Here is a 14,023-nt window from a genome sequence, read left to right as displayed (position 1 = left end):
TTACATGGAACTGAAGGGCAGCAAGACGGAAGCCAATCTCTGGAAAGCATTTGCCGGTGAGAGCATGGCCCGCAACAAGTACACCTATTTTGCCAGCAAGGCCAAGAAGGAGGGCTTCGAGCAGATCTCCGCAATTTTCACCGAAACCGCCGGCAACGAGAAGGAGCACGCGGAGCTGTGGTTCAAGGAGCTGGGCGGCATCGGCGACACCGCCGCCAACCTGAAGGCCGCCGCCGCCGGCGAGAACGAAGAGTGGACCCAGATGTATAAGGAGATGGCCGAGACCGCCCAGGAGGAGGGCTTTACCAAGCTGGCCTTCCTGTTCGAGGGCGTGGGCAAGATTGAGAAGGAGCACGAGGAGCGCTACCTGAAGCTGCTGAAGAACCTGGAAGAGGGCATGGTCTTCAAGCGCGGCGACGAGTATATGTGGAAGTGCCGCAACTGCGGCCACATCCATGTGGGCAAGGAGGCTCCCGGCGTGTGCCCTGTCTGCGCGCATCCCCAGGCCTATTTTGAGCTCCGGGGCCAGAACTATTAATGATAAAAAAGCTCCGGCCTTCGGGCCGGAGCTTTTTTATGCGCCGGGAGCCGTTCACAAGGGTTTTAGTCAAAAAGGGGCGAAAACCCTTGATGCCGGGACAATTCACTCGTCCCAGGCAGATAAAAAGATACGGGGTCCCCACCCGGCGTGTGTCCTGTCTGCGCGCATCCCCAGGCCTATTTTGAGCTCCGGGGCCGGAATTATGAATGATAAAAAGGGGCTGTTGCAGAAAGAGATCTGCAACAGCCCCTTTTTCGATAGGCTCTGGTGTGCCGCCCATACAGGGGGCACACCAGGAAGGGCGGTTTTACCAGGTGACGCCCAGGTCGGGACGAACGTCCAGGTCGATAATGTCCTTGGGATCGTAGAACTGGAGGTAGTGCTCCCGGGCTTTGCCGCTGCGCAGGGTGGTGCCGTCCGGGTGGAGGCGGTCGCAGATGACCGCGGAAATGGTGGTCTTAATCTGAGAGTAGGAGCTGATGCCTACGCTGGCGAAAATGCGGAAGCCCTGCTCCTGAAGCCAGACGAACTGGGGGCCGTAGGTCTCGCCCTGATCGTGGTCGCCGTCGGGCCGGCCGCCGTGGGGGTAAAAGAGGATATTGGTGGGGCCGACCAGACTGCCCACCTCCTCCTGCCAGCGGAGGGTGTCCCGCTTCAGGCGGGCGTCGGCCTTCTCGCCCTCGGCGGCCAGACGGATATGGCCCCAGGTGTGGGAGCCGAAGGTCCAGCCGGTCTCCTTCAGACGGGCGATAACGGGCTTCACCGCGTCAATTTCAGCCTGGCGCTTGGCGTCGAAGGCGGGCCGCTCGGGGCTGTCGGCGGCGATGTCGATATCATTCTGGGTCCGGTAGCCCAGGATGCCCTGGTAGCCGGTAAGGGAGAAGCAGCCCTTGGCTCCGTTGAGAGAGAAGTCGGGGTGCTCCCGGACGAATTTGTCCAGGATTGTGGTGGCGTCCAGATCCTGGGTCACGACTTCCTCGCCGGTAAAGGGGTCCACGCCATAGGCCCAGATGTCCCCGTCCTCGCCGACGATCAGCTTGGACATAAAGCCCTCGGAGAGCATATAGTCGTAATAATTTACGTCGTCAAAGGACATGATCAGGGGCTTTTTCCCCTCGGGGAGCATGAGGGTGTTGCGCTGCATCCGCTGCTCGCCGTTCTCATTGGTGTACTCGCTCCACACATCGCACATATTGACCAGGATGTAGCCCTTCTCGTAGACGCTTTGAAGAATTTTATTGAACTCGTCCACGGTGACCATCCAGTCGTCCAGGCCCTCCTGGCGGTCCTGGGGTACGGCGCTGGAAAAAGCGAACTCCGGGTAGGCGATGACGGGGTGGAAGAAGAGATGCTCCACCACCTGCCCGGGACCCCAGGCCTGGGTGAGCTGGTCCTCGGACCAGTAGCTGCGCACCGCATCCTCCGGGTCCGCCGTGGGGACGGGCTCCTGGCTGGGCTCGGCGGTGGGGTCCGGCGTGTCGCTGGGCTGGTCCACGGTGGGGGAGTTGGTGGGGGCCGGGTTGGGGTTGGGCGTATCCTTTTTGCCGCAGGCCGCCAGCGGCAGCGCCATGGCAAGGACAAGGCAGAAGGCCAGTAGCTTTGTCAGATGCTTTCTCATGGATGTCGGTTCCTCCCGATTTTCTGTATTCTCTGCTGAATCGCTTCCCATTATACGACAGGCGGAGATGAAATGCATGACAAATAGATTACAATTCCTTAACTTATTTTAAGAAATCCCGGTTATAGGGGTGGATTCATGTAACTATCCGGTTAGACGGGGGAAAGAGTGGAAAAGTTTGCGGCTTAGACAAATAAAATTATGTTGGGGTGGGGACATACACCTCTCCGGCCGCTCCACGGCCGCCGCTGCCCAAGGGGAGGCATCATCCGCCTCTCTGGTCCTCACGGTAACCCCGCTCCGCCTTTCCGTCCTCTCTTTTTCTTTGCTGCTCCTATACAGATTGACGTTGAGTCCCTGCGGCGGCCCTTGACACCGATCCGCCCCCGTGATAATATACTGTAACAATGGGAGAGACCCTGAACTGAATATCGCGTTGAACGGAAAGAATAGCGCGGGCCTGAACGGCCAGAGAGGGAACGTCGCCGGCTGAGAGCGGTCCCACGGGAACCCCGCGTGAAGTGCGTCCGGGAGCGAGAGGAGTGTGGAAATCCTCCGGTTTGCCGCCGTTACCGGGCTTTGAGTGATAAACGAGAGTGGAACCGCGATGCAAGTCGCCTCTTGTGCCATTGGCACGGGGGGCGTTTTTTGTTGGACGGAAAACCCCATGTGACTGCGTATAACCGTCCGTAAGGAGGTATCCTATGACCAGATTAGGCGAGACCCTGCGGGCCTACCAGGCCCGCGACCCTGCGGCCCGGAGCCGCGTTGAGATTTTTTTGCTCTATCCCGGCGTACACGCCATCCTGTACCACCGCCTGGCCCACTGGCTCTACCGGCGCTCCCTTCTGTTTCTGGCCCGTCTGGTCTCCCAATGGAGCCGCTTCTGGACCGGCATTGAGATCCATCCCGGCGCCACCATCGGCCGCCGCTTCGTCATCGACCACGGCATGGGCATCGTCATCGGCGAGACCGCCGAGATAGGGGACGACTGCCTCATCTACCACGGCGTCACCCTGGGCGGCACCGGCAAGGACCAGGGCAAGCGCCACCCCACGCTGGGCAATAACGTGATGGTCTCCACCGGGGCCAAGGTCCTGGGCCCCTTCAAGGTGGGGGACGGCGCGCGCATTGCCGCCAACGCGGTGGTTCTGAGCGAGATTCCCCCCGACGCCACCGCGGTGGGCGTGCCCGCCCGGGTGGTGCGCATCGCGGGCGAAAAGGTGGACTACGCCTCCAGTGTGGACCAGATTCACGTCACCGACCCCGTGCAGAAGGAGCTGCAGGCCCTCTCCTCCCGGCTGGAGTGGCTGGAGCAGTATATCGATGAACAGGCCCGGGGCAAAAACGTATAAAATTAGGTAAAGGACGGTTTGACATGAAACTCTACAATTCCCTCTCCCGCACCAAGGAGGACTTTGTCCCCCATGAGAGCGGCAAGGTGTCCATGTACACCTGCGGCCCCACGGTCTACCACTTCGCCCACATCGGCAACCTGCGCAGCTATATTATGGAGGATGTGCTGGAGAAATTTCTCCGCTATGACGGGTACGACGTCACCCGGGTCATGAACATCACGGACGTGGGCCATCTGGCCTCCGACGCGGACACCGGTGAGGACAAGATGCTCAAGGGCGCCCAGCGGGAGCACAAGAGCGTCATGGAGATAGCTAAGTTTTATACCGACGCCTTCTTCTCCGACTGCGAGAAGCTGAACATCAAATACCCCGACGTGGTCCAGCCCGCCACCGGCATGATTGAGGACTATATCAAGGTCATCGAGAGCCTGCTGGAGAAGGGCTACGCCTACCACGCCGGCGGCAACATCTACTTTGACACCTCCAGGCTGAAGCAGTACTATGTCTTCAACGACCACGACGAGGAGAATTTGGCCGTGGGCGTCCGGGACAGCGTGGAGGAGGACCAGAACAAGCGCAGCAAGGCCGATTTCGTATTGTGGTTCACCAAGTCCAAGTTTGAGGATCAGGCCCTCAAGTGGGACTCCCCCTGGGGCGTGGGCTATCCCGGCTGGCACATCGAGTGCTCCTGCATCTCCATGAAATATCTGGGCGAGCGGCTGGACATCCACTGCGGCGGCATCGACAACGCCTTCCCCCACCACACCAACGAGATAGCCCAGTCCGAGGCCTACCTGGGCCACCCCTGGTGCAAGTACTGGATGCACGTCCACCATCTGAACACCGCCGGCGGAAAAATGAGCAAATCCAAGGGGGAGTTCCTCACCGTCTCCCTCCTGGAGGAGAAGGGGTATGACCCCCTGGTCTACCGGCTCTTCTGCCTCCAGTCCCACTACCGCAAGGGCCTCACCTTCTCCTGGGAGAACCTGGACAACGCCAAGGCCGCCTATGAGAAGCTGGTGGCCCGGGTGGCGGCGCTGGGAGAGGCGGGCGCTGTGGACGAGGACGCGGCTGCCGGGTTCAAAGCGGCCTTCATCGACGCCGTGGGCAACGACCTGAACACCTCCCTGGGCGTCACCGCCCTCTACGACGTGCTGAAGGCCGATGTGAACGACGCCACCAAGCGCAGCCTCATCGCCAGCTTCGACGAGGTGCTGGGCCTGGACCTGCTGGGCCGGGCCGCCGCGCTGAAGGAGAAGGAGGCGGAGGCAGCGGCCGGCGAGGACGCCGGGGAGGTCGAGGCCCTGATTTCCGCCCGGACCGAGGCCAAGAAGGCCAAAAACTGGGCCGAGGCCGACCGCATCCGCGACGAGCTGAAGGCTATGGGCATCGAGATCAAGGACACCCCGGGCGGCGTGGAGTGGAAGCGGATTTAAGCTCAGCGAAGAATACAGGACCGACGTGGGGATGGAAGGCCATCCCCACGTTTTTCACGCCATCCCCTCTTTGTGCTTGACAATGGCGGAAAAGCCTGTTATTATGTTAGCTACCTAACAAGAGGGAGGCGCTTATCCATGGAGCTGGGCAAGCGGCATATCGGCAGGGAGATCAAAGCCGCAGCCAATCTGCTGGACCGGCGGATGCAGGCCGTCCTGCACGGTGCCGCCGGCGGCGCCACTCCCATGCAGGGGCGCATCATTGAGTTCCTCTACGACCACCGGGAGGAGGGGGACTTCTTCCAGCGGGACCTGGAGGAGTTTTTCTCCATCCGCCGTTCCACGGCCTCCGGCATCCTGGGCCTGATGGAGCGCGACGGCCTTCTGCGGCGGGAGAGCGTGGACTACGACGCCAGGCTCAAAAAGCTGGTGCTCACCGAGGCGGGCATGAAACACCACCAGCGCTTCAGCGGCTATATCGCGGAGACCGAGGCGCAGATGTCCCGGGGGTTGACGGAGGAGGAACTGGATACGTTTTTCTGCATCATGGAGAGGATACGAAAGAACCTGGAATAGGACCGCCTTAGAGGCGTATCTGAAAAGCCCGAAGCGCATGGCTTTTCAGATGCTCTGTGGGCGGTCCTGATTGACTCCCATATTGTTAGGTACAGAACTGTAAGCAAAACAAGAAAGAAGGTCATTTATGCTGAAAACACTCATGGGGAGCATCCGCGGCTACCAGAAAAGCTCCCTGCTGGCCCCCTTCTTCGTGGCACTGGAGGTGGTCATGGAGACTCTGATCCCCCTGCTGATGGCCCGCCTCATCGACGAGGGCATCGACGGCGCGGATATGACGAAGATATGGACATACGGACTGATTCTGGTGGCGATGGCCATGCTGGCGCTGCTGTTCGGCGCGGCGTCCGGCCACTATGCCGCCGTGGCCTCGGCGGGTTACGCGAAAAACCTGCGCAAGGATATGTACGATAGAATTCAGGACTTCTCGTTTACCAACATCGACAAATTTTCCGCCGCCAGCCTGGTTACCCGGCTGACCACCGACGTGTCCAACGTCCAGAACGCGTACCAGATGCTCGTCCGCGTGGCGGTGCGCGCGCCCTTCATGCTCATCTGCGCGCTGGTATTCTCCATCACCCTCAGCCCCGCCCTCTCCACGGTCTTCCTCTTCGCCGTTCCCATTCTGGGCGTGGGCCTCTGGTTCATCATGACCCGCGCCCACCCCATTTTCGAGCGGGTGTTCCGCACCTACGATAAGCTGAACAATGTGGTGCGGGAGAATCTGCGGGGCATCCGGGTGGTGAAGAGCTTTGTGCGGGAGGACTTCGAGGTGGAGAAGTTCGGACAGGTCTCCACCTCCATCTATCGCGACTTCACCAAGGCGGAAAAGCTGCTGGCCTTTAACTCGCCGCTGATGCAGTTCTCCGTCTACGGCTGTATGGTGCTCATCTCCTGGTTCGGGGCCCGGCTGGTGGTGGGCGGCGGCCTCAGCACCGGCGACCTGACCAGCTTCTTTACCTATACCATGCAGATTCTGATGAGCCTGATGATGCTCTCCATGGTGTTCGTAATGATTGTCATGGCCCGCGCCTCCGCCGAGCGTATCGTGGAGGTGCTGCGGGAGGAGCCGGACCTCCACGACCCGGCGGACCCGGTGGAGACCGTGGCGGACGGGAGCATCGTATTTGAGGACGTGCGCTTCCGCTACAGCGCCCAGGCCCAGCGGGACGCCCTGAGCGGGGTGAGTCTCACCATCCGCTCCGGCGAGACGGTGGGGATTCTGGGCGGGACAGGCTCCGCAAAGTCGAGCCTGGTCCAGCTCATTCCCCGCCTGTACGACGTGACCGGGGGCCGGGTGTCGGTGGGCGGCCGGGACGTGCGGGAATACGCCGTGGCCGCCCTGCGCGACCAGGTGGCCATGGTTCTCCAGAAAAATGTCCTCTTCTCGGGCACCATCAAGGAAAACCTGCGCTGGGGCAGCGAGCACGCAACCGACGAGGAGCTGGTCCACGCCTGTAAGCTGGCCCAGGCCGACGGGTTTATCCGCGAGCTGCCCGACGGGTACGACACCTACATCGAGCAGGGAGGCTCCAACGTCTCCGGCGGGCAGAAGCAGCGGCTGTGTATCGCCCGGGCCCTGCTGAAGAACCCGAAAATTCTAATCCTGGACGACAGCACCTCCGCCGTGGACACCGCGACCGACGCGTCCATCCGCCGGGCCTTCCGGGAGGAGATTCCCGGGACCACCAAAATTATTATCGCCCAGCGTGTGTCCTCCGTGCAGGACGCGGACAAGATTATTATAATGAACAACGGCCGGGTGGACGCGGTGGGCACCCACGACCAGCTTCTGGCGTCCAGCGCCATCTACCGGGAGGTCTATTCCTCCCAGACGAAAGGGGGCGGGGCGGATGAATAAGACCCAAACGCCCTCCACAGGCAAAACGGTCAAACGGCTCATGGGCTATGTCCTGGGAGATAAGCCGTGGCGCTTCGTCGTGGTCATCCTCTGTATCCTTCTCTCGGCGGTGGCCAGCGTGGGCTCCTCGCTTTTTATCCAGCGCCTGATCGACGACTATATCGCGCCCCTGCTCCTCCGGAGCGCCCCGGTCTTCACCCCGCTGCTCAAGGCGCTGGCATTGATGGCGTGCCTGTACCTGGCCGGCGTGCTGGCCACCCTCATCTATAACCGGGTGATGGCGGTCATCTCCCAGAGCGCCCTGAAGACCATTCGGGACGAGATGTTTTCCCATATGGAGACCCTCCCCATCGGATACTTCGACACCCACACCTACGGCGACGTGATGAGCTACTATACCAACGACACCGATACCCTCCGCCAGATGCTCTCCCAGAGCATCCCCCAGGTCCTCTCCATGCTGGTGACCATCACGGGGGTCTTTCTGGCCATGCTCTTCACAAGCTGGCTGCTCACGCTGGTGGTGTTGCTGGGGGTGGCGGTGATGCTGCTCTCCGCCAGGCACCTCACCGCCCGCTCCGGCAAGTATTTCATCGCCCAGCAGCAGTCCCTGGGGCGCGCCAACGGCTACATTGAGGAGATGATCTCCGGGCAGAAGGTCATCAAGGTCTTCTGCCACGAGGCCCAGGCCAGGGCGGGCTTCGACGCGCTCAACGAGGAGCTGTGCGGGAACGCCACCCAGGCCAACCGCTTTTCCAACATTCTCATGCCCGTCATGAGCAACATCGGCAACCTGCTCTACGTGGTCATCGCCATCGTGGGCGGCGCCATCGCCCTGGGCGGGGTGGGCGGCGGCCTCAGCCTGGGGGCCATCGCATCCTTCCTCCAGCTCACCCGCAGCTTTACCAACCCCGTGAGCCAGATCTCCTCCCAGCTCAACAGCGTGGTCATGGCCCTGGCGGGCGCGGGGCGCATTTTCTCCCTGCTGGACCAGACGCCGGAGAGCGACGGCGGCTACGTCACGCTGGTCAACGCCCGGTACGACCACGGCGGAAACCTGACGGAGGCCGACGGCCGCACGGGCATCTGGGCCTGGAAGCATCCCCACAGCGACGGCACCATCACCTACACCAAGCTCACCGGGGACGTGCGCCTGGCGGACGTGGACTTCGGCTACGAGCCGGGCAAGACGGTCCTCCACGATGTCACCCTCTACGCCGAACCCGGGCAAAAGGTGGCCTTTGTGGGCGCCACCGGCGCGGGCAAGACCACCATTACAAACCTCATCAACCGCTTCTATGACATTGCCGACGGTAAAATCCGCTACGACGGCATCAACATCAACAAGATCAGAAAGAGCGACCTGCGCCGCAGCCTGGGCATCGTCCTCCAGGACGTAAATCTCTTTACGGGGACCATACTGGAGAACATCCGCTACGGCAATCTGGACGCCACCGACGAGGAGTGCGTGGAGGCCGCCAAGCTGGCTGGGGCCGACGACTTTATCCGCCGGCTTCCCCAGGGGTACGAGACCCGGGTGGACGGTTCGGGGGGCAGCCTCTCCCAGGGACAGATGCAGCTTTTGTCCATCGCGCGCTGCGCCGTGGCCGACCCGCCGGTGATGATCCTGGACGAGGCGACCAGTTCCATCGATACCCGCACCGAGGCCATCGTCCAGGCGGGGATGGACAATCTCATGTACGGCCGCACGGTCTTCGTCATCGCCCACCGGCTTTCCACCGTGCGCAATTCCGACGCCATTATGGTGCTGGAGCACGGCAGGATTATCGAGCGGGGCAGCCACGACGGTCTAATCGCCCAGAAGGGCAAGTACTATCAGCTCTATACCGGTGCGTTCGAGTTGGAATAGCGCGCCTCAATCAGCGGGCCCTGGGGCCGTGCCAAGGATGCACGGCCCCAGGGCTCAATTTTTGTGCAAAATATGGTTGACACAGGGACTGCAACAGCGTATTATATCATAACGCTGATAATTAATAACGACGTTAATAGTTAGCAACGAAAGATGGTGAGAACCCTGTGGAGAACAAGGAGATACAGGAGGAGCTGATCCGTGCCCTGCACCGCTTTGGCCGGCTCAACACCGGACAGGTTATGGAGATGGAGGGCCTCACCCAGGGGGAGTTCTTCAGCCTGGGGATGCTCCGCAAGCACATGGAGGACCATCCCGAGGGGATGTATGTCTGGGAGCTGGCCCGCTATATGCGGGTGTCGCCCCCGGGCGCGTCCCGGATGCTGCGGGGGATGGAGCGCAAGGGATTCATCGAGCGGAGCGTGGACCGGTCCGACCGCCGCAACACCTACATTATCGTCACCGTCCAGGGTCATGCCGCCTGGGAGCGGACGGCGAAGCGGGTGGAGCAGTTCATGGACCGGGTGACGGGCCGGATGGGCGGGGAGGACCTGCGCACCCTGGTGGATCTGTGGAACCGGCTTTCCGACATCATTGAAGACGAACAGGCAAAGGAGAGTATGCCGTGCTAAAGCTATTTCGCTATTTAAAAGAATGTAAGTTGTCCGTGCTTGCGATTATACTGCTGCTGGTGATTCAGGCCATGTGCGACCTGGGCCTGCCGCAGTACACGTCGGACATCGTGGATGTGGGCATCCAGCAGGGGGGCATCGAGCGGGTGACGCCCGACCGGATCCGCTCCGACACACTGGAGGATTTGGAGCTCTTCATGAGCGACGCCGACGCCGCCCTGGTGGACGCCGCCTATACCCTGGACGCGGACGGCACCTATGTCCTCACTGAGAGGGACAAGGACGCTGTCGCCGCCCTGGACGAGGCCTTCGGCATGCCCATGCTGCTGCTCGACATGAAGAGAGGCCGGAGTGAGACGGACGCCGGGCAGACGTCCGCCATGCCTGCGGGCGGAACGCTGACGGAGGAGCAGATGGAACAGTTCCGCCGGTTCAGCGCCATGGACATGGACCAGCTCCGCGCCGCGGTGGCCGGGGGAGTGATTACCAGGGAACAGATCAACGAGATGGCCGGGCAGTTTCTGGCTCAGTACGGCGGCCAGTCCGAGCTCATTGTAGAGCAGAAGGCCCTGCTCTTCGTGAAGAACGAGTACGCCGCCATGGGCCTGGACCTGAACCGGATCCAGATGAACTACCTCCTCCTCACCGGAGCCAAGATGCTGGGCATCTCCCTGCTGATGGTGGCCGCCGCCATTCTGGTGGGCCTGCTGGCCTCCCGCACCGCCGCTAAGATCGGCATGAACCTGCGCGGCGACGTGTTTAAAAAGGTGGTTTCCTTCTCCAGCGCGGAGATCGACCGCTTCTCCACCGCCTCCCTCATCACCCGCTCCACCAATGATATCCAGCAGGTGCAGATGGTGGTGGTCATGCTGCTGCGCATCGTGCTCTACGCGCCCATCATCGGCATCGGCGGCATTATCAAGGTCTCCCACACCCGCACCGGCATGGGCTGGATCATCGGCGTGGCCGTGGGCTCCGCCCTGGCGCTGGTGGCCGTCCTTATGTGCCTGGCCATGCCCAAGTTCAAGAAGATGCAGACTCTGGTGGATAAGCTGAACCTGGTCTCCCGCGAGATCCTCACCGGTATCCCCGTCATCCGCGCCTTCTCCCGGGAAAAGCACGAGGAGAAGCGTTTCGACCTTGCCAACCTGGACCTCAAGAAGACCCAGCTCTTCACCAACCGGGTCATGACATTCATGATGCCGTGTATGATGCTGCTGATGAACGGCGTCTCCATCCTCATCGTCTGGAACGGCGGCCACGGCATCGACGCGGGCACCATGCAGGTGGGCGACATGATCGCCTTCATCACCTACACCATGCAGATTGTAATGGCCTTCCTGATGATCGCCATGATCTCCATCATGCTGCCCCGGGCCGGCGTGGCGGCCAACCGCATCAACGAGGTGCTGGAGACGGCGCCCACCATCCGCGACAAGCGGAAGGTGAAGGACAACGAGAAGGAGAGCTGGAAGGGAGTAGTGTCCTTCGAGGACGTGTCCTTCCGCTATCCAGACGCGGGGGCCGACGTGCTGGAGCATATCAGCTTCACCGCCAAGCCCGGCGAGACCACCGCCATCATCGGCTCCACGGGCTCGGGCAAGTCCACCCTTTTGAATCTTATTCCGCGGTTCTTCGACGTGAGCTACGGACGCATCACCATGGACGGCGTGGACATCCGGGACCTCTCCCAGCACAAGCTCCATGAGCTGCTGGGCTACGTGCCCCAAAAGGGCATTCTCTTCTCCGGCGACATCGAGTCCAACCTGAAGTTCGGCGGATCGGACATCACCGACGACGCCATGCGGGAGGCGGCCGCCATTGCCCAAGCCTGCGAGTTTATCGACTCCAAGAGCGAGGGCTACCAGAGCCCCATCGCCCAGGGCGGCACCAACGTCTCCGGCGGACAGAAGCAGCGCCTGAGCATCGCCCGGGCCATCGCGAAAAACCCCAAGGTGTTCCTCTTCGACGACTCCTTCTCCGCTCTGGACTATAAGACCGACGTGGTCCTGCGCCGGGCGCTGAACGAGAAGGTGAAGGACGCCACCGTCATCATTGTGGCGCAGCGTATCTCCACCATCCTCCACGCCGACCAGATCGTGGTCCTCAACGAGGGTAAAATCGCGGGCATCGGCACCCACGGCGCGCTGATGCAGACCTGCGCAACCTATCAGGAAATAGCCAGAAGCCAGCTCTCCGAGGCTGAGTTGGGAGGTGAGGGCGCATGAGTGAGAGCAAGACCAATACCGCCCAGCGCCGCCACGGCCCCATGGGCGGCCCCGGCCGGGGCATGATGCCCGGCGAGAAGGCCAAGGACTTCAAGGGTACCGTGGGCAAGCTCCTCAAGTATATGGGCAAGTTTAAGGTAGCGCTGATTTTCGTCCTCCTCTTCGCCATCGGCTCCACGGTATTCAACATCTTCGGGCCCAAGATTCTCGGCACCGCCACCAGCGAGCTCTTCGCCGGCCTCACAGCTAAAATCGCCGGCACCGGCGGCATCGACTTCGCCCGCCTGGCCCAGATTCTCCTGTTCCTCCTGGGTCTCTACGCCCTGGCATCCGTCTTCTCCTTCGTCCAGGGCTGGCTGATGAGCGGCATCTCCCAGAAAATGGCCTACCGGATGCGCAGGGACATCTCTGAAAAAATCAACCGCATGCCCATGAAGTATTTTGAGTCCCGCACCGTGGGCGAGGTCCTCTCCCGCATCACCAACGACGTGGACACCATGGGCCAGAGCCTGAACCAGAGCGTCACCCAGCTCATCACCTCCGTGACCATGGTCATCGGCGTCTTTATCATGATGCTCACCATCAGTCCCATCATGACGCTGATTGCGGTGGTGATTCTGCCCGTCTCCATGCTCCTCATCAGCATCGTCGTGAAGCACTCTCAAAAGTACTTCAAAGCCCAGCAGGAGTACCTGGGGCATATCAACGGCCAGGTGGAGGAGGTCTACTCCGGCCACAACGTGGTCCGGGCCTTCAACCGGGAGGAGGCCGTCAAGGAGGAGTTCGACGCCACCAACAAGGTCCTCTTCAACTCCGCCTGGAAGTCCCAGTTCCTCTCCGGCATGATGCAGCCCATTATGAACTTTGTGGGCAACCTGGGCTACGTGGCCGTGGCCATTTCGGGCAGTGTGCTGGCCGTGTCCGGGGTCATCCTGGTGGGCGATATCCAGGCCTTCATTCAGTACGTGAAGAACTTCACCCAGCCCATTACCCAGCTGGCCCAGGTGTCCAATATGCTCCAGTCCATGGCCGCCGCCGCCGAGCGGGTATTTGAGTTCCTGGACGAGGAGGAGGAGGACCAGACCTGCGAGAATCCCGCCTCCCTGGAGCGCCTGGAGGGGGCTGTTGAGTTTGAACACGTCCGCTTCGGCTACAACCCGGATAAAATCATCATCAACGACTTCTCCGCCCATGTAACTCCCGGGCAGATGGTGGCCATCGTCGGCCCCACCGGCGCGGGCAAGACCACCATGGTGAAGCTCCTCATGCGGTTCTACGACGTGAATTCCGGCGCCATTTTGGTGGACGGCCACAACGTCAAGGACTTCAACCGCTCCGAGCTCCGTGAGGCCTTCGGCATGGTCCTTCAGGATACCTGGCTCTTCAAGGGCACCATTATGGAGAACATCCGCTATGGCCGTCTGGACGCCAGCGATGAGGAGGTAATGGCCGCCGCCAAGGCCGCCCACGTCCACCACTTCATCCAGACCCTCCCCGGCGGCTACCAGATGGAGCTGAACGAAGACGCCTCCAACATCTCCCAGGGACAGAAGCAGCTGCTCACCATCGCCCGGGCCATTCTGGCCGACAACAAGATTTTGATTCTGGACGAGGCCACCTCCTCCGTGGATACCCGCACCGAGCACCTCATCCAGGAGGCCATGGCCAATCTGATGAAAGGCCGCACCAGCTTCGTCATCGCCCACCGCCTCTCCACCATTAAGGACGCGGATTTGATTCTCGTCATGCGGGACGGCGACATTGTGGAGCAGGGCAGCCACGATCAGCTCCTCGCCCAGGGCGGCTTCTACGCCGACCTCTATAATTCTCAGTTCGAGGACGCGGGCTGAGAAAAAAGCAGAAAAGAGAGCGAGGCGGAACTGCACTGCAGTCCCGCCTCGCT

Annotated in this window: 10 protein-coding genes and 1 pseudogene; 10 read left to right on the top strand and 1 reads right to left on the bottom strand. The window is 61.4% G+C overall.

The annotated features are described in order from the left end of the window. Positions 1 to 4 precede the first annotated feature (4 nt). Positions 5 to 538, top strand: coding sequence for a rubrerythrin (gene rbr, locus H8S62_RS08915; protein WP_155147110.1), 534 nt, complete (start codon positions 5 to 7; stop codon positions 536 to 538). Positions 539 to 673: 135 nt separating this feature from the next. Then, a pseudogene (locus tag H8S62_RS18700) lies at positions 674 to 751 on the top strand (rubredoxin-like domain-containing protein); the annotation flags it as partial. A gap of 97 nt (positions 752 to 848) precedes the next feature. On the opposite strand, the gene H8S62_RS08910 reads toward H8S62_RS18700, so the two are convergent. Further along, positions 849 to 2,159, bottom strand: coding sequence for a polysaccharide deacetylase family protein (locus tag H8S62_RS08910; protein WP_186919074.1), 1,311 nt, complete (start codon positions 2,157 to 2,159; stop codon positions 849 to 851). A gap of 704 nt (positions 2,160 to 2,863) precedes the next feature. On the opposite strand from H8S62_RS08910, the gene cysE reads away from it, so the two are divergent. From cysE to H8S62_RS08870, 8 genes are all read left to right on the top strand, one after another. Next, positions 2,864 to 3,514, top strand: coding sequence for a serine O-acetyltransferase (gene cysE / locus H8S62_RS08905; RefSeq protein WP_186919073.1), 651 nt, complete (start codon positions 2,864 to 2,866; stop codon positions 3,512 to 3,514). 23 nt (positions 3,515 to 3,537) lie between these two features. Next, positions 3,538 to 4,953: a cysteine--tRNA ligase gene (cysS, locus tag H8S62_RS08900; RefSeq protein WP_186919072.1), complete on the top strand. Its 1,416-nt coding sequence runs from the start codon at positions 3,538 to 3,540 to the stop codon at positions 4,951 to 4,953. 138 nt (positions 4,954 to 5,091) lie between these two features. Further along, on the top strand, positions 5,092 to 5,529 hold the full coding sequence (locus tag H8S62_RS08895) for a MarR family winged helix-turn-helix transcriptional regulator (RefSeq protein WP_186919071.1): 438 nt from the start codon (positions 5,092 to 5,094) through the stop codon (positions 5,527 to 5,529). A 127-nt stretch (positions 5,530 to 5,656) separates the two neighbouring features. Next, positions 5,657 to 7,390, top strand: coding sequence for an ABC transporter ATP-binding protein (locus H8S62_RS08890; protein WP_186919070.1), 1,734 nt, complete (start codon positions 5,657 to 5,659; stop codon positions 7,388 to 7,390). Next, positions 7,383 to 9,260, top strand: a complete 1,878-nt coding sequence (locus tag H8S62_RS08885) for an ABC transporter ATP-binding protein (protein ID WP_155147098.1) — start codon at positions 7,383 to 7,385, stop codon at positions 9,258 to 9,260. The genes H8S62_RS08890 and H8S62_RS08885 overlap by 8 nt, the downstream gene beginning before the upstream one ends. Before the next feature lie 167 nt (positions 9,261 to 9,427). Further along, positions 9,428 to 9,892 carry a MarR family transcriptional regulator gene (locus H8S62_RS18045; protein ID WP_155147096.1) on the top strand — a complete coding sequence of 155 codons (465 nt, stop codon included), beginning with the start codon at positions 9,428 to 9,430 and terminating at the stop codon, positions 9,890 to 9,892. Beyond that, on the top strand, positions 9,886 to 12,120 hold the full coding sequence (locus tag H8S62_RS08875) for an ABC transporter transmembrane domain-containing protein (RefSeq protein ID WP_186919069.1): 2,235 nt from the start codon (positions 9,886 to 9,888) through the stop codon (positions 12,118 to 12,120). Before H8S62_RS18045 ends, H8S62_RS08875 begins: the two co-directional genes overlap by 7 nt. Next, positions 12,117 to 13,970, top strand: coding sequence for an ABC transporter ATP-binding protein (locus H8S62_RS08870; RefSeq protein WP_155147094.1), 1,854 nt, complete (start codon positions 12,117 to 12,119; stop codon positions 13,968 to 13,970). Before H8S62_RS08875 ends, H8S62_RS08870 begins: the two co-directional genes overlap by 4 nt. The last annotated feature ends 53 nt before the right edge of the window (positions 13,971 to 14,023 follow it).

This window comes from Lawsonibacter faecis (genome assembly GCF_014287675.1).
Lineage (GTDB): Bacteria > Bacillota > Clostridia > Oscillospirales > Oscillospiraceae > Pseudoflavonifractor > Pseudoflavonifractor faecis.
The sequence above is the reverse complement of the archived record's forward strand: the minus strand, read 5'-3'. Positions and strand labels throughout refer to the sequence as shown.

Excerpts from the sequence above, each read along its gene's own strand:
- rbr (WP_155147110.1), top strand. The coding sequence starts at position 5 with ATGGAACTGAAGGGCAGCAAGACGGAAGCCAATCTCTGGAAAGCATTT.
- H8S62_RS08910 (WP_186919074.1), bottom strand. The coding sequence starts at position 2,159 with ATGAGAAAGCATCTGACAAAGCTACTGGCCTTCTGCCTTGTCCTTGCC.
- cysE (WP_186919073.1), top strand. The coding sequence starts at position 2,864 with ATGACCAGATTAGGCGAGACCCTGCGGGCCTACCAGGCCCGCGACCCT.
- cysS (WP_186919072.1), top strand. The coding sequence starts at position 3,538 with ATGAAACTCTACAATTCCCTCTCCCGCACCAAGGAGGACTTTGTCCCC.
- H8S62_RS08895 (WP_186919071.1), top strand. The coding sequence starts at position 5,092 with ATGGAGCTGGGCAAGCGGCATATCGGCAGGGAGATCAAAGCCGCAGCC.
- H8S62_RS08890 (WP_186919070.1), top strand. The coding sequence starts at position 5,657 with ATGCTGAAAACACTCATGGGGAGCATCCGCGGCTACCAGAAAAGCTCC.
- H8S62_RS08885 (WP_155147098.1), top strand. The coding sequence starts at position 7,383 with ATGAATAAGACCCAAACGCCCTCCACAGGCAAAACGGTCAAACGGCTC.
- H8S62_RS08870 (WP_155147094.1), top strand. The coding sequence starts at position 12,117 with ATGAGTGAGAGCAAGACCAATACCGCCCAGCGCCGCCACGGCCCCATG.